The following is a 15,104-nucleotide window of genomic DNA, read 5'->3' on the forward strand; positions in this document are numbered from 1 at the left end:
TCGCCGACCCCAACCGTCTTCTCGTCGCAGCCGGACTCCCATCCGTGAACAGACGTGCCCTCTCGCTCGGCGGCTTCGTCGTCGCCGGCGTCTCGCAGGTGCTCCTCGGCGCCGCCATGTACGCGAGCGGCGACACACCCGCGAACCCGCTGTTCTCGGTGCTCGGCGGGTTGCTGGTCGCGGGCGTGTTCGCGCGTGCGCTCCTCCGCGGGGACGACCTGAACGGCCTCGCGACCCGGCCGCTCTTTGTCGCCGTCGGCGTCGCCTCCGGCGTCCTCTCGGCCGTGCTCACCGCCGGGGTGTTGTTCGGGTGAACGTGACGTACGCGTCCTCTCGCTCGGCGGCTTCACTCTCTCGGGCGCGTGTCAGGTCGCACTCGCCGCGGCGGAGTACGCCGCCGGCGCGTTCGCCGACGCCGGGCTCTCCGCCCTCGTCGGTCTCGGCGTCCTGTGGATCTTCGGTCGGCCGCTGGTCCGCGGGGACGATCTGAACGGGGTCGCCGTCCGTCCCGTCTTCGGGGTCGTCGGCGTCGCTCTCGGGCTGGTCTCGGCGGCGGTCCTGCTGTACACGCTCGGCGGCTGACCGACCGCGCTCGCCGTCCGACCGGCCGGCGGCTACAGGTCGGCGCCGACCGCGTCGGCGACGGAGTCGAAGCCGTCGCGTTCCAGCAGATCCAGCAGTCCCTCGTTGATGTCGCGGGCGACGCTCGGCCCCTCGTAGACGAGGCCGGTGTACAACTGGACGAGGCTCGCGCCGTTTCTGATCTTCGCATACGCGCCCGCGGCATCCGAGACGCCGCCGACGCCGATCACCGGCACGTCGGTGCGCTCGGCGATGAACCGAACCATGCCCGTCGCGCGCTCCTCGATCGGCTTGCCCGAGAGGCCGCCCCGTTCGGCCCGTTGGGGGCTCCGGAGGCTCTCGGGCCGCTCGGTGGTGGTGTTCGTCGCGATGACGCCGTCGAGGTCGAGGTCGTCGACGACCCCGAGCGCCTCCTCGACGGCGGGCTCGGGGAGGTCCGGGGAGAACTTCACGAGCAGCGGATCGGCGCCGGCGTCCGAGAGGGTCCCGAGGATCCGTTCCAGCGACTCGCGGTTCTGCAGCGATCGCAGGCCGGGCGTGTTCGGGGAGGAGACGTTGACGGCGACGTAGTCGGCGTGGTCGCCGACGCGCTCGAACGTGTACAGGTAGTCGTCGGCCGCCTCCGAGAGCGGCGTCGACTTCGACTTGCCGACGTTGACGCCGAGCGGCACGTCGGGGGCGGGTTCGCGGTCGAGGCGGTCGCCGACGACGTCGGCGCCGTCGTTGTTGAACCCCATGCGGTTGACGATGGCCTCGTCCTCGCGCAGGCGGAACATCCGCGGTTTCGGGTTCCCGGGCTGGCGTTCGGCGGTGACGCCGCCGACCTCGACGTGCCCGAAGCCGAGGGACGCGAGCGCACGCGGGACACGGGCGTTCTTGTCGAAGCCGGCGGCGACGCCGACGGGCGTCGGGAACTCGACGCCGAACGCCTCCGTCTCCAGTCGCTCGTCGCTGACGGCGTACCGATCGCGGAGGAACGACTGGATCGGCGTTCCCTGTACGGCGCGCAACAGTCGTTGGGTGGTCTCGTGGGCGGTTTCGGCGGGAAGTGCGTACAGCGCCGGCTTCGCCAGGTCGTAGGCCCTCATTGCGATGCGTGTCCGAGTCTCAGACCGGGCACGCTCTTGAACTGCGGGGATCACCCGGTGTCAGAAGTCGTGTTCTACCTCGTCGGGGTCCGCCTTCTGGATGATAATCTTGCCGTCGCGGACGCGAACGAACACCTCGTCGCCGATCTCCATGCCGGCGACGGCGAGCTCGTCCTCGTGCAGGTTCACGTGGACGTTGTGGTACTCGCCGTTCTCGTCCTTGGCGCCACTCGGACTGAGCGTCTTCTTCCGGACCATCGCCTTCGGTACTCCGTGAGTCCCCCGACGAGACACATAAGTGTTGTTTACGGCCGTCCGCGTGCGGTCGGCCGGACACGCACCCGTACGGGTGTACGGCTTGTGGGACCGATGTGGTCATGTAACCGATGTGATCGTGTCCGTCGTGCCGTCGGCGCCTCCGGTGGCGCCCTCGCGACACCCGCGGGTGTCGAACCCACATATGAATCTTTTCCCCAAAATGCGGTAATTTCCCCGATACGTTTATCATACAGTGTGTGTTCGCTTCACACGGAGGCGAAAAACCATGGTACGTGAGGACGGTAAGCGGAACTTCGCGCTACGCGAGGGCGACGGCACCGAGGAGAGCGTCTTCTCCGGCAACACGCCGCGACAGGCGGCCCTGAAAGCCGCTCGCCGGCTCGAGCCGGCCAGCTCCGAGGACGCCGCCGACCGCGTCGAACTCCGGCTCCGGGAGAAGGGGACGGACAAGGTCCATATCTACGAGGGGTGGTCCTGGCGGGAGTCCGCGCCGGACAACAAACCCGACTGGATGCCCGATGAGATCACCGAGGCCAACGTGGCGAAGAAGGGCATCGAGCACCTCGAGAGCTGATCCGCGCACTGTACGTTCTTTGGGAATCGATCCGCCAGTCACAACGCCGCCGATCGTCGATGGCGCGTTCGAGGGCCTCGTATCGCCGTTCGCGAGCCGAACCACGAGACGAGTGTCGTTCACGGTCGTTCACGATGACGGGCCGTGAAACCGCATGACGTAGCGGTGGCGAGACGACGGCCTTTTATGTTCCCCTGCCATCCGAAGAAATGCGAAGGTCGCACGGGACGCCCCGGCGACACGGCACACCCTTCCGGGGTGTGTCGAAGTTCGTTCCGATGTCCTTATCAACGGCAAAGGCATCGGATGGAATGCGAAGACACGACGCGAGTCGAGGCGGTTCAACCCCGCCGCGGTTCGCTTCGGTGACGGGCTTCGAAGGGGTTAAGTCCCCTCGCGAAGTACGTTAATATCCGCAAGAGATGAGGATTCCGCCCCTGCGGTCCGCCGCAAGACGGTATCTGATGTGAGCCTCGATAGTTCGGTGTCACCCGATCGGTGTCGCCGAACATGGACCACGCAATGGTGAAGTCACGCTTTGCGCGTGACTTCCCGCCACCCCCTCCCCTCGCGGGGAGGAACATTCCGGTTGATCCTGCCGGAGGTCATTGCTATCGGAGTCCGATTTAGCCATGCTAGTCGCACGGGTTCAGGCCCGTGGCGAATAGCTCCGTAACACGTGGCCAATCTACCCTACGGACCGGTATAACCTCGGGAAACTGAGGCTAATCCCGGTTACGGCTCTCACGCTGGAACGCCGAGAGCCGGAAACGTTCCGACGCCGTAGGATGAGGCTGCGGCCGATTAGGTAGACGGTGGGGTAACGGCCCACCGTGCCGATAATCGGTACGGGTTGTGAGAGCAAGAACCCGGAGACGGAATCTGAGACAAGATTCCGGGCCCTACGGGGCGCAGCAGGCGCGAAACCTTTACACTGCACGACAGTGCGATAGGGGGACTCCGAGTGCGGAGGCATAGTGCCTTCGCTTTTGTGCACCCTAAGGCGGTGCACGAATAAGAGCTGGGCAAGACCGGTGCCAGCCGCCGCGGTAATACCGGCAGCTCGAGTGATGACCGATCTTATTGGGCCTAAAGCGTCCGTAGCCGGCCGGGCAAGTTCGTCGGGAAATCTACCAGCTCAACTGGTAGGCGTCCGGCGAAAACTGCTCGGCTTGGGACAGGGAGACTCAAGGGGTACGTCCGGGGTAGGAGTGAAATCCCGTAATCCTGGACGGACCACCGATGGCGAAAGCACCTTGAGAGAACTGATCCGACGGTCAGGGACGAAAGCTGGGGTCTCGAACCGGATTAGATACCCGGGTAGTCCCAGCTGTAAACGATGTTCGCTAGGTGCGACGCAGACTACGAGTCTGTGTTGTGCCGTAGGGAAGCCGAGAAGCGAACCGCCTGGGAAGTACGTCCGCAAGGATGAAACTTAAAGGAATTGGCGGGGGAGCACTACAACCGGAGGAGCCTGCGGTTTAATTGGACTCAACGCCGGACATCTCACCAGCCCCGACTGTTCGAATGACGACCAGTGTGATGAGCTTGTCAGACGATCAGAGAGGAGGTGCATGGCCGCCGTCAGCTCGTACCGTGAGGCGTCCTGTTAAGTCAGGCAACGAGCGAGACCCGCGTCCCTAATTGCCAGCAAGACCCTTGAGGTCGTTGGGTACATTAGGGAGACTGCCGCCGCCAAGGCGGAGGAAGGAACGGGCAACGGTAGGTCAGTATGCCCCGAATGGGCTGGGCTACACGCGGGCTACAATGGTCGGGACAATGGGTTCCTACCCCGAGAGGGGACGGTAATCTCAGAAACCCGGTCGTAGTTCGGATTGTGGGCTGAAACTCGCCCACATGAAGCTGGATTCGGTAGTAATCGCGTGTCACAAGCGCGCGGTGAATACGTCCCTGCTCCTTGCACACACCGCCCGTCAAAGCACCCGAGTGAGGTCCGGATGAGGCCTGGGTTGCCAGGTCGAATCTGGGCTTCGCAAGGGGGCTTAAGTCGTAACAAGGTAGCCGTAGGGGAATCTGCGGCTGGATCACCTCCACAGATCGAGACCAGGGCGACGCCCTGGCTCACCTTTCGGTCCGTTCCCGACGCCGATCGGGCACCTTCGAACTATCGAGGCTCGCTCACGCCCCCTGACGGGGGTGGGCCCATAGCTCAGTGGTAGAGTGCCTCCTTTGCAAGGAGGATGCCCTGGGTTCGAATCCCAGTGGGTCCATGTATTCGGGGTTCATCGCGAACCGTGCGCCTTATATGGCGGACGGCGATACGATGAATCCCGACGCAAGACCGATGCACCATTCCGCGAGAGCGGGAATGGGAAGGGTCGATGTACGCTCGCGTGCCACCCACGCGACGTGCGATGACGACCGTATGTACGTGCAATCCAGACGTCCACTGGACCCGTTCACCGGGTCACAGTGTACCATCAGTCAACTGGCTACTGTGCCAGCTGGTGAATGGCTCGGCTCGAGAGCCGACGACGGACGTGCCAAGCTGCGATAAGCCGTAGGGAGCCGCATGGAGGCGAAGAACTACGGATCTCCGAATGGGAATCCCTCTACAATTGCTTCGCGCAATGGGGAACGCTCCGAATTGAAACATCTCAGTAGGAGCAGGAAGAAAAATCAAACCGAGATGTCGTTACTAACGGCGAGTGAACGCGACACAGTCCAAACCGAAGCCCTCACGGGCAATGTGGTGTTCGGGCTGATAGCAAGCAGTTCGAGTTCGTGAGAAGTCTCCTGGAACGGAGCACGATACAGGGCGACAGTCCCGTATCACGAACGCGGCCTGCGGATCAGTTCCCAGAGTAGCGGGGGTTGGATATCCCTCGTGAATATCTCAGGCATCGACTGAGAAGACTAAACACTCCTCGAGACCGATAGCGAACAAGTAGCGTGAGCGAACGCTGAAAAGCACCCCGAGAAGGGCGGTGCAATAGGGCCTGAAATCAGCTGGCGATTGAGCGACGGGGCTTGAAAGGCCCCTCACAGAATGACCGTGGGGCGACCCACCAGTAAGACGTGAGGGGAGCCGAAGTCGCGTCGTGCGTTTTGAAAAACGAACCAGGGAGTGTACTTCTCCGGCGAGTCTAACACGAGCATCGTGGAAGGCGCAGGGAAACCGATATGGCCGCAGTCTTACGACGAGGGCCACCGTGTTCAAGCGCGGGGAGTCGAAGAGGTACGACCCGAAACCGAGTGATCTACTCCGAGGCAGGATGAAGCGTGCCGAAAGGCACGTGGAGGTCCGTTAGCGTTGGTGTCCTACAATACCCTCGCGTGATCTTGGAGTAGGGGTGAAAGGCCCATCGAACTCGGCAACAGCTGGTTCCGACCGAAACATGTCGAAGCATGACCTCTCCCGAGGTAGTTCGTGCGGTAGAGCCACCGATTGAGAGACCCGCCTCCGAGAGGAGTCGGCCTCTCTGTCGAACTCCGAACGTACGAACGCTGTCGACGGAGGGAGTCCGGTGTCCCGGGGTAAGCTTGGGCACCGTGAGGGGAACAACCCAGAGTTAGGTTAATGACCCAAAATGTGGATTAAGTGTAATCCTCTGAAGGTAGTCTTGAGCCCTAAACAGCCGGGAGGTGAGCTTAGAAGCAGCTACCCGCTAAGAAAAGCGTAACAGCTTACCGGCCGAGGTTCAAGGCGCCCAAAATGATCGGGACTCAAATCCACTTCTGATACCTAACCGTCCCTGTAAGAAGGGAACCGTGTAGGTCGGCGTACTGTCCGGATGGAAGCTCGGGCGAGAGCTCGCGTGGACCGCACAGTAACGACAATCCTGGTCACAGTAGCAGCGATATTCGGGTGCGAACCCCGAAGGTCTGAAGGGTAAGAGTTCCTCGGCACTGCCAATCAGCCGAGGGTTAGCCGATCCTAAGTCCGACCGTAATTCGAATCGGACAACCGGGTAACTGGTTAATATTCCAGTGCCACCACGCACTGAAAGTCGACGCTTTGGGAACTGGTGAGCCGGGCATTCGCCCGGTCGAATCAGGGAATCCCGTGGAAGCCGTAACGGCACGAAGCGAGAGAAGCCTGAGACAGCGCAAGTCACCACTACCTAGAGCCCGTGAAAAGACGAGCGTGGTGTTCGTATCGAGATCCGACACAGGTACCCTGGCAGAGCAAGCCAAGACCGACGGGAACAACCGACGTTAGGGAATTCGGCAAGTTAGTCCCGTACGTTCGCAATAAGGGATGCCTGCCTTTCGCGAGGCAGGTCGCAGTGACTCGGTGGCTCCGACTGTCTAGTAACAACACAGGTGACCGCAAATCCGCAAGGACTCGTACGGTCACTGAATCCTGCCCAGTGCAGGTATCTGAACACCTCGTACAAGAGGACGAAGGACCTGTCAACGGCGGGGGTAACTATGACCCTCTTAAGGTAGCGTAGTACCTTGTCGCTTCAGTAGCGACTCGCATGAATGGATCAACGAGAGCCACACTGTCCCAACGTTGGGCCCGGTGAACTGTACGTTCCAGTGCGGAGTCTGGAGACCCCCAAGGGGAAGCGAAGACCCTATAGAGCTTTACTGCAGGCTGTCGCTGAGACGTGGCCGCTGACGTGCAGGATAGGTAGGAGTCATTACACAGGTACCCGCGCCAGCGGGCCACCGAGACATCACTGAAATACTACCCGTCAGTGGCTGCGACTCTCACTCCGGGAGGAGAACACCGGTAGCCGGGCAGTTTGACTGGGGCGGTACGCGCTCGAAAAGATATCGAGCGCGCCCCAAGATTTCCTCACGCGGGACAGGAACCCGCGGAAGAGCGCAAGAGCACAAGGAAGTCTGACAGTGTCATTCCAAGCGAGTGACGCTGACGCGAAAGCGTGGTCTAGCGAACGGATCACGGGCCTCAATGGCCCGGATTTACGACAGAAAAGCTACCTTAGGGATAACAGAGTCGTCACGCGCAAGAGCACATATCGACCGCGTGGCTTGCTACCTCGATGTCGGTTCCCTCCATCCTGCCCGTGCAGAAGCGGGCAAGGGTGAGGTTGTTCGCCTATTAAAGGAGGTCGTGAGCTGGGTTTAGACCGTCGTGAGACAGGTCGGCTGCTATCTATTGGGGGTGTTACGGTACTTGACGGGAACGGTCGTATAGTACGAGAGGAACTACGACTGGTTGCCACTGGTGTATCGGTTGTCCGAAAGGGCAGCTGCCGAGAAGCTACGCAACACGGGGTAAGAGCTGAACGCATCTAAGCTCGAAACCCACCTGAAAAAGAAGTACCACCGAGACCACTCGTAGAAGACGAGTTCGATAGACTCGGGATGTACGCGCCGAGGCAACGAGGCGTTCAGTCCACGAGCACTAACAGGTCAAGCCACACTCATATGCACTGGGACCCGTTCGTGAACGGGTCCAGGCGTTACCTGGATTGCACGTACATATCGGTCGAAGACCGACGTTGGCACCTCATCGGATCGTTCCCGATGGTCGGCCTTCGGGCGGCCACAGCGGCGGGGCACCACCCGTACCCATCCCGAACACGGAAGTTAAGCCCGCCAGCGTTCCGGCAAGTCCTGGAGTGCGAGAGCCTCTGGAAACACCGGTTCGCCGCCCACCACTCATACGCAACACACAACGGCCCACCAGCACCATGCTGGTGGGCCGTTCTGCATTTATACACAGACGCACACCGTCAAGCTACTGCGTTCGCGATCGGCTCGAACGGGGAATCCGCTAGGCTTAAACGCCTTACACGCCTCCGTTCAGATGCGCCAAGGTGGCAGAGTCCGGCCATACGCATCTCCCTGCAGAGGAGAACCACGCCGGTTCAAATCCGGCCCTTGGCTTTCTCGTGCGCGCGGACGATCGCGGAGCCGCGGTACTGCGTTCCCCCGAAAGAAAACGGTTAAACTCCGGGCGACCCGTGGCTCACGTATGCAACGACGCGCCGCGGTCATTTACGTCGCGTTCTTCCTCGTCGTGGGGGCGGCCTCGTTCTCGCTCATCGCGACAGCGAGCGCGCCGCAGCTCTCCTTCGAGAATCCGGATCACGAGTTGAGCGAGGGCGATCCGCTCACGGTCGATGGGACGGAGTACGTCGTACAGGGTATCTCCGCCGAAATGGAGGGTGGTGGCGGCGGCCACGGTGGCGGCGGTCAGGCCGAGCTGGTTCGCTCCGGGACGCTGAACACGACCAACGAGTCGGCCCGCTACACCGTCGAGTGGGCGAACGACTCGACCGTCACGTACGACGAGCAGGACTGGACCGTCACCACCGACAACGAGTCCGAATCGGTCACGCTGACGGAGGTTATCGACCGCACGGCGATCCTCGAGAACGACTCCGACGTCGAGAACGAGACGACGACCGTCGACGGGGAGGAGTACGTGGTCGAGCGCGCCGACGGTAACGAGAGCCGGGAGCTGATCCCCGCAGACGAGTACTTCCCGGCGCCCGAGACGCGCGAGTACGCGGTCGGAGACGAACTCGAGGACATCGAGAACAACACCGCGACGGTCGCGTCGGTGAGTTCGGACGCCGCGACGCTGGAGTACTTCGCGCCGCGGACCACCGAGATATCGGTGGCCGACGAGGCGAACGTGACGGTCGGCTCGACGACGTACTTCGCGTACTTCCCGGACAACTCGACGATGGTGCTCACCCAGGAGTTCGACACGTACGCCCAATACGAGGAGGAGACGGCGATGCAGACCACGATGACGAACGGACTGTGGGGCGTCACGATCGTCAGCGGGCTGTCGGCGTTCCTCCTGATGGGAATGGCGTATCTCCCGAACCGGTACTGAGCCGCCCACGCGACATCCCTCGACTTCTCCGCTCGTCCGCTTCCCGAGCGACGGCTATCCGTCGAACCGGTACAGCGACGTGACGAACGGGAGGCGGTTGAACATCCAGTAGGCGACCGGCAGCCCGACGATCGTGATCGCGAGGAACGCGGCGACGTTCGCCCACAGGAGGCTGAGCCACCAGCCGACGAGCACGAAGTAGACGCCGCGGACGAGCAGCGACCGCTGGCCGCGGGCGTCATCGGGCGCCGACAGCGACCGCGGTTCCTTCAGCGTCAACACCGTCGGCACGAGGTTGATCAGTTTGATCCCCAGCGGGAGCCCGATCACGGTGGCGTTGAGGAACCACGCGAGGTTGACGACCGCGGGGGTGGCCCACCAGCCGACGGCGACGAACCACAGCGCGCGGGTGAACAGCGAGCGTTGTGCCATGCCGAAACGAACGCGCCCGGAGGGTGAATCCCTTGTGTCGCTCCGCTCACGGCTCACTATCGAGACCCCACTGCGTTCGGCCTCGCAACGGGCGCGGCGGGAGTATGAACTACGCCGAGACGTGCTTGCTCCGCTGCGCGCGTCTCGTCTGGTTCAAATCGCCGTGTGTCGCCCTCCGGGTCTCGCTACCGCTCGACCACTACGGGCGCGGCGGGAGTATGAACCACGGTCGGGCGTACTCGGCTCGCTTCGCTCGCCTGCGTGCGACCTCCCTGCTTTAAATCCCGTCTTCCGAGCGGTTCCGGTCGCTCGCTGTCGCTCGCGACACGGAACACGGGCGCGACGGGAGTCTGAACCACGGTCGTTCCGCTCACTCCGTTCGCTTCACTCCCTGCTTCAAATCGCCGTGTGTCGCCCTCCGGGTCTCGCTACCGCTCGACCACTACGGGCGCGACGGGATTTGAACCCGCGACCGTCGGATGGCTCCCCCCGCCGGAAACACCGACGCGGATAGAAGTCCGACGCTCTGAATCCGGACTGAGCTACGCGCCCTCAGGTGAGAACACACGCGGGGAAGTCAAAAACGGCGCGGTCGCGTCCGGCGGGGTCGTCCGTCTCGCAGGCTTTAATCCGGCCAGCGGCGAACGGACGGTGATGCGAGTCATCGGAACGGTCGGCCTGCCCGGCAGCGGGAAGGGCGAGGCCGCCGCGGTCGCCGAGGAGGAGGGCGTTCCCGTGGTCACCATGGGGGATGTCATCCGCGCGGAGTGTCGCGACCGCGGGCTCGACCCCGCAGAGCACCACGGCGCGATCGCCCGCGCCCTGCGCGAGGAGAACGGCCCCGCCGCGATCGCCGATCGCTCGATCCCGCTGATCGAGGAGGCCGCCGCCGCGGGCGACACGGACGCCGTGCTCGTCGACGGCCTGCGCGCGCCCGTCGAGTTGGAACGCTTTCGCGAACGGTTCGGCGACGACTTCACGCTCGTCGCCATCACCGCGCCGTTCGATCTGCGCGCCGAACGGCTCGGCGACCGCGGACGCGACGACTCCGACCTCGACGTCGAGGCGCTGCGCGACCGCGAGGAGCGCGAACTCGGCTTCGGCATGGGCGAGGTCATCGACGCCGCCGACGTAACCATCGACAACACCGACACGCTCGCGGCGTTCCGCGACCGCGTTCGGGCCGTGCTGCGCGGGGACGTCGACGCCCCCGATCCCGCCGTCGACGCGACGGAGGTGGAGAAGTGACGACCGTCTACAGCGTCGACGCCCGGATCGAGGCGCCGGTGCGCGACACCGAGGTGACCGACCGCGTCCGCGACGCCGTCGAGGCGCTGTTTCCCAACGCGGAGTTCGTCTCCGAGCCGGGCACCCTCGTCGCCGAGACGCACACGCTCGACGACTTCTCCGACAAGCTCCACGAACAGGAGATCCTCGACACCGCACGCCGCGAGTTCGAGCGCAACCGTACCGACGACGGCTTCACCTTCAACCTGAAGAAGCAGGCCGCCTTCCAGGGCGTCGTCAACTTCTCCGTCGGCGACCCCGACGAGCTGGGCGATATCTCCGTGGAGGTTGCCGTCCGCTCGCCGTCGGTCGAGGAGTACATCGACCACCTCGCGCCGCCGACCGAGGACGGCGCGCCCGTCGACCCCGACAGCCGCTGACCCGCGAAGGGCGACGAGTTCGGCGACCCGCGGACGGGCAATCGCCGAGCGACGGACTCAGCGGTGGCGGGATTCCCTGTTATCGCCCCGATAGATGGACGTGGATCACGCGGTCGCAGTCGACCTCGCCGCACACCGGGCACGCGTCGTCGCCCCCGCCCTCAGTCGTCCGCCCGTCCGCCAACATCGCGGCGCCCTCGGGATCGAGGTCGGCGGCCGCGAGGACGACTCGTTCGCCCGCGTGGCCGAGCACGTACCCGCCGTCGCGCTCGCGAACGAACCGGCCGCGAAGCTCCCCGAGGTGGTAGTTGAACCGGCCGGTGTCGCGCATCCCGATTCGTTCGCGCAGCGTCGAGAACGACAGCGGCCCGTCGGCCGCGGCCAACTCGCGGAGGATCGCGATCCGGTGCTCGGAGGCGAGCGCGGAGAGGGCGTCGGCGGCGTCGCGGGCGGCGTCGTCGCCCTGGGGGTCGGCGTCCCCGACGTGCGCGTCGTCGCGCGAGGCGGACGGCCCCGTCGGTGTGAACTCCATGTCGGGGCGGGCGGCCGCCTCCGTGACATACTTTTCGTGTGGGCGATCGAACAGATACGTCGTTCGCGGAACGCCTATCGCGTCGCCGGGATTCACGTGAACGCCACTACCGCCGCGAACAGCACGACGACGCCGAGCACGTCGCAGACGTTGGTGACCACGGGGATGACAACGTCGTCGGGGTCGAGCGAGAGCCGGTAGGCCGCGTACGTCGCCGCGAGCGTCACCGCGACCGCGAGGACGGCGAGGGCGACGCCGGCCGACAGCGCGACGACGAGCACCGTCCCCGGCCCGAGCGTCGTCTCGCCGACGAGCGCCGCGAGCGCCCACGCGCCGAGGCCGATCACCGGGAACAGGGTCACCGCGAGCGCGACCGTGGCGACGGCGTTGCCCGCGAGCTCGTCGTCCGCGGGGTCGAAGGAGAGCGTCCCGAGGTGGAACGCCGTCGAGAGCCGCGCCGCGAGGATCGATCCGAGGTTGCCCGCGGTGCCGATCGTGACCGGAACGAGCACGAGCAGCGACGGCGACCGGAGCAGCCGGTCCTCCAGCGCCCCGAGCACCAGCCCCGACCCCAGCTCGACGAGCGCGAGCGCGAGCAACACGGGCAACATCGCGCGGGTGATCGCGCGGACGGACCACTCGGTCGGCACCTACGCCCCACCCCCGACCGCGGCCGCCAGCGCGAGGACGGCCCGTGCCGCGATCAGCAGGAAGAACACGCCCGCCACGTCGCCGGTGGTCGTCACCACCGGGCCGACGAACGTGTCGGGGTTGTACCCCCGACGGTAGCCCGCGAACACGACCAGGAGGACGACGGCCGTCAGCGCGATCCCCGAGAGGACACTCGCGATCAGCGCGACGCCGAGCATGACAGACATCGGCGCGACCGGACTCGCGAGCAGCGTGAGCGCCGTCACGGTGAGCACGGCGGCGACGAGCGACACGAGCACGCCGTTGGCGAGCGCCGCCGCCGCCGCCGCGCGCAGCCGGTCGTCGCCGAGGTCGACCCGCGGTTCGACGATCCCCTGGTGGAGTCCGGTGGAGATGCGCGCGCCGAAGCTCCCGAACACGCTTCCCCGGGTCGCGAGCAGCGCGGGCACGAGCACGAGCAGCCCCTCGATCGCCCGGAGCTCGGCGCGCATGCCGCCGAGGACGACGCCCGCGAGCAACCCCCCGACCGCGCTCGTCGCGAGCGCCGGCAGCGCCTCGCGGTACGCCTCCCCGGCCGTCTCGCGGATCCCCATCGCGCGTACCGACGACCCCCGAGGACAAAAGTCGGGTGCCGCCGTCGCCGCGGAATTCCTCGTCACCGTCGCTGTCACCGTCGCGGTCATCCCACGGCCGGCGACGCCGGCCCGCGGTACCGACGGGCACTTCACGGCGAGCGACCAGACACCACCAATGACCGACTCGCAGGCGCGGGTGTTGCTGACGAACGACGACGGTATCGACGCCGCCGGCCTCGCGGCGCTGTACGAGGAGCTGCGCGCCGTCGCCGACGTGACCGTCGTCGCGCCCGCGGAGAACCAGTCGGGCGTGGGGCGGGCACGCTCGCGCGCCGTCGACGTGGACGACCACGAGTGGGGCCACGCGGTCCACGGCACGCCCGCCGACTGCGTCGCCTACGCGCTGCGGGCGCTGGACGAGGAGTTCGATCTGGTCGTCTCCGGCTGTAACCACGGCCCCAACTGCGGCGAGTACATCATGGGCCACTCGGGCACCGTCGGCGCGGCCGTCGAGGCGGCGTACCTCGGGGTTCCCGCCGTCGCCGTCTCGGCGTACCACCGCGAGGAGTTCTTCCCGCCGGCGGAGTTCACCTTCGAGACGCCCGCGCGGCTCGCCCGCCTGCTCGCCGAACACGTGGTCGATCGCGGGAGCAGGAGCACGGACGGCGGCGCCGACCTCGCGGACGCGGACCTGTTCTCGGTGAACGCCCCCGTCGACGCGGCCGACTGCGACCTCCGGCTCACCGAGCCGCTCGCCGACTACGGCGTCGACGTGCGCGAGGCCTCCCCGGAGGAGCGCGAGACCCACGACGGCGACTGGCGGCTCGAATCCGACTTCTGGGCCCGGCTCGATCAGCCGGGGCGACACCCGACGCTGGAGCAGGTGGGCGACTCCTACCCCGCGTGGTCCGACCGCGCGGCCGTCGTCGACGGCGACGCGAGCGTCTCCGCGCTGCGCGTGCCCCAGGTGCCGGTTCACTCCGAACGGCTGGACGACCTCGTCGCCGCGGTGAATCGCGACTGGCGGGACGAGCGCGAGGCCGCGCCGGCGGACGACGACTGATCGGCGGTCAGCTCCCGAGATCGCGCATCCGGCGCTACAGCGTCGCCGCGTCGCCGTCGGCCCACACCTCGTAGCCGTGTTCCCGTCCGCGTTCCTCGACCGCCTCGGTGTGCATCCGAAGCATGTGCTCGGAGACGTTCGTAGCGACGCGGCGGTCGGCGTCCAGGCGGTCGAGGCCGGCCCGGAGCTCGACGGCCTCGGCGTGGAGTTCCGCCCCGAGAACCGACCCCTCCACGAACAGGAGGTCGAGTCCGTCGGCGGGGACGGTCCCGGGATCGGGTGCGGCGTTCAGATCCGGCGCGTAGCCGACGACCGCCTCGCCCGGGTCGGCGTCCCCACGGGGTCCCTCCGACCGCGGGCCACGGACGACGTACCCGAGGGTCGGGAACAGCGGTTCTCCGTGTTCCACTCCGAACGCTGTGACGGAGAGGTCCCCGACCGACACCGGATCGCCGGGTGAGACGACCTCCATCCCGACGCGCTCGACGAGACGGGGCCGTTCGGTGGCGTACTTCTGGAGGACGCTGCGGGGAACGTACGTCTCGAAGGGGTCGGCGACCGGGTGGTCGTGGCCGAGGTCGTCGCCGTTCAGGAGGTGGTGCTCGTACCGGGCGTGGTTCAGCTCGGAGACGCCGGCGGCGTGGTCGTAGTGGCCGTGCGTGAGGAACACGGCGTCGAGGTCGGTGACGTTCGCCTCGTGAAGCGCGGGAGTCACGTCCGGCGGCGCGTCGATGAGAAGCGTCGTTCCCGCCGCCTCGACGAGGAGGCCGGGTCGCCGTCGCGGGTCGCTCGCCGCACAGAACGCACAGTCACACAGGGGCACGGGGACGCCGAGGGCGTCGCCGGTTCCGAGAAGGGTACAGCGCACGGTGAC

General features: G+C 65.8%; 14 protein-coding genes, 3 tRNA genes and 3 rRNA genes. 12 read left to right on the top strand and 8 right to left on the bottom strand.

The genetic code is table 11. The annotated features are described in order from the left end of the window. The first annotated feature begins 44 nt into the window (after nucleotides 1–44). Complete coding sequence (locus tag K6T36_RS08710; protein WP_222920947.1) at nucleotides 45–314, top strand: hypothetical protein; 270 nt, start codon at nucleotides 45–47, stop codon at nucleotides 312–314. Next, nucleotides 247–582, top strand: a complete 336-nt coding sequence (locus tag K6T36_RS08715; RefSeq protein WP_222920948.1) for a hypothetical protein — start codon at nucleotides 247–249, stop codon at nucleotides 580–582. Before K6T36_RS08710 ends, K6T36_RS08715 begins: the two co-directional genes overlap by 68 nt. A gap of 32 nt (nucleotides 583–614) precedes the next feature. Here the strand turns inward: K6T36_RS08715 and K6T36_RS08720 are convergent, their stop codons facing one another. Both K6T36_RS08720 and K6T36_RS08725 read right to left on the bottom strand, forming a co-directional pair. Next, nucleotides 615–1,670: a quinone-dependent dihydroorotate dehydrogenase gene (locus K6T36_RS08720; RefSeq protein ID WP_222920949.1), complete on the bottom strand. Its 1,056-nt coding sequence runs from the start codon at nucleotides 1,668–1,670 to the stop codon at nucleotides 615–617. 60 nt (nucleotides 1,671–1,730) lie between these two features. Further along, nucleotides 1,731–1,928: a hypothetical protein gene (locus K6T36_RS08725; RefSeq protein ID WP_222920950.1), complete on the bottom strand. Its 198-nt coding sequence runs from the start codon at nucleotides 1,926–1,928 to the stop codon at nucleotides 1,731–1,733. A gap of 286 nt (nucleotides 1,929–2,214) precedes the next feature. Here K6T36_RS08725 and K6T36_RS08730 point away from each other — a divergent pair, with 286 nt between their 5' ends. From K6T36_RS08730 to K6T36_RS08760, 7 genes are all read left to right on the top strand, one after another. Next, nucleotides 2,215–2,523, top strand: a complete 309-nt coding sequence (locus K6T36_RS08730) for a non-histone chromosomal MC1 family protein (protein ID WP_222606283.1) — start codon at nucleotides 2,215–2,217, stop codon at nucleotides 2,521–2,523. A gap of 582 nt (nucleotides 2,524–3,105) precedes the next feature. Then, nucleotides 3,106–4,577, top strand: a 16S ribosomal RNA gene (locus K6T36_RS08735). 105 nt (nucleotides 4,578–4,682) lie between these two features. Further along, nucleotides 4,683–4,754: transfer RNA gene (locus K6T36_RS08740), tRNA-Ala, on the top strand. Nucleotides 4,755–4,967: 213 nt separating this feature from the next. Continuing rightward, nucleotides 4,968–7,886, top strand: a 23S ribosomal RNA gene (locus K6T36_RS08745). A gap of 111 nt (nucleotides 7,887–7,997) precedes the next feature. After that, nucleotides 7,998–8,119, top strand: a 5S ribosomal RNA gene (gene rrf, locus K6T36_RS08750). Together the 16S, 23S and 5S rRNA genes with 2 tRNA genes alongside form the textbook arrangement of a ribosomal RNA operon. Nucleotides 8,120–8,273: 154 nt before the next feature. After that, nucleotides 8,274–8,349, top strand: a tRNA-Cys gene (locus K6T36_RS08755). Between the two features lie 88 nt (nucleotides 8,350–8,437). Beyond that, a complete protein-coding gene (locus tag K6T36_RS08760) occupies nucleotides 8,438–9,310 on the top strand; it encodes a hypothetical protein (protein ID WP_222920951.1) in 873 nt (290 codons plus the stop codon). Between the two features lie 54 nt (nucleotides 9,311–9,364). Here K6T36_RS08760 and K6T36_RS08765 read toward each other — a convergent pair whose 3' ends face one another. Further along, nucleotides 9,365–9,742 (bottom strand): YccF domain-containing protein, encoded by a 378-nt coding sequence (locus K6T36_RS08765; protein ID WP_222606285.1) that lies wholly within the window; start codon nucleotides 9,740–9,742, stop codon nucleotides 9,365–9,367. Nucleotides 9,743–10,187: 445 nt separating this feature from the next. Further along, nucleotides 10,188–10,294, bottom strand: a tRNA-Arg gene (locus tag K6T36_RS08770). Nucleotides 10,295–10,396: 102 nt separating this feature from the next. Here K6T36_RS08770 and K6T36_RS08775 point away from each other — a divergent pair. Continuing rightward, nucleotides 10,397–10,990: an AAA family ATPase gene (locus K6T36_RS08775; protein WP_222920952.1), complete on the top strand. Its 594-nt coding sequence runs from the start codon at nucleotides 10,397–10,399 to the stop codon at nucleotides 10,988–10,990. Then, on the top strand, nucleotides 10,987–11,409 hold the full coding sequence (locus tag K6T36_RS08780) for an RNA-binding domain-containing protein (RefSeq protein ID WP_222920953.1): 423 nt from the start codon (nucleotides 10,987–10,989) through the stop codon (nucleotides 11,407–11,409). Before K6T36_RS08775 ends, K6T36_RS08780 begins: the two co-directional genes overlap by 4 nt. Nucleotides 11,410–11,488: 79 nt before the next feature. On the opposite strand, the gene K6T36_RS08785 is transcribed toward K6T36_RS08780, so the two are convergent. The 3 genes from K6T36_RS08785 to K6T36_RS08795 all read right to left on the bottom strand — a co-directional run bounded on the left by K6T36_RS08785 (nucleotide 11,489) and on the right by K6T36_RS08795 (nucleotide 13,185). Beyond that, nucleotides 11,489–11,941, bottom strand: coding sequence for a DUF7347 domain-containing protein (locus K6T36_RS08785; RefSeq protein WP_222920954.1), 453 nt, complete (start codon nucleotides 11,939–11,941; stop codon nucleotides 11,489–11,491). A gap of 92 nt (nucleotides 11,942–12,033) precedes the next feature. After that, entirely contained in the window at nucleotides 12,034–12,591 is a 558-nt protein-coding gene (locus K6T36_RS08790; protein WP_222920955.1) for a magnesium transporter, read from the bottom strand. Then, entirely contained in the window at nucleotides 12,592–13,185 is a 594-nt protein-coding gene (locus K6T36_RS08795) for a magnesium transporter (protein WP_222920956.1), read from the bottom strand. It abuts the gene before it with no gap. 157 nt (nucleotides 13,186–13,342) lie between these two features. On the opposite strand from K6T36_RS08795, the gene surE reads away from it, so the two are divergent. Further along, entirely contained in the window at nucleotides 13,343–14,230 is an 888-nt protein-coding gene (gene surE, locus K6T36_RS08800) for a 5'/3'-nucleotidase SurE (protein ID WP_222920957.1), read from the top strand. A gap of 34 nt (nucleotides 14,231–14,264) precedes the next feature. Here surE and K6T36_RS08805 read toward each other — a convergent pair whose 3' ends face one another. Further along, nucleotides 14,265–15,098, bottom strand: a complete 834-nt coding sequence (locus tag K6T36_RS08805; RefSeq protein WP_222920958.1) for an MBL fold metallo-hydrolase — start codon at nucleotides 15,096–15,098, stop codon at nucleotides 14,265–14,267. Between the last annotated feature and the right edge of the window lie 6 nt (nucleotides 15,099–15,104).

Origin of the sequence: Halobaculum roseum, assembly GCF_019880245.1 — an archaeon.
GTDB classification, from domain to species: Archaea; Halobacteriota; Halobacteria; order Halobacteriales; family Haloferacaceae; genus Halobaculum; species Halobaculum roseum.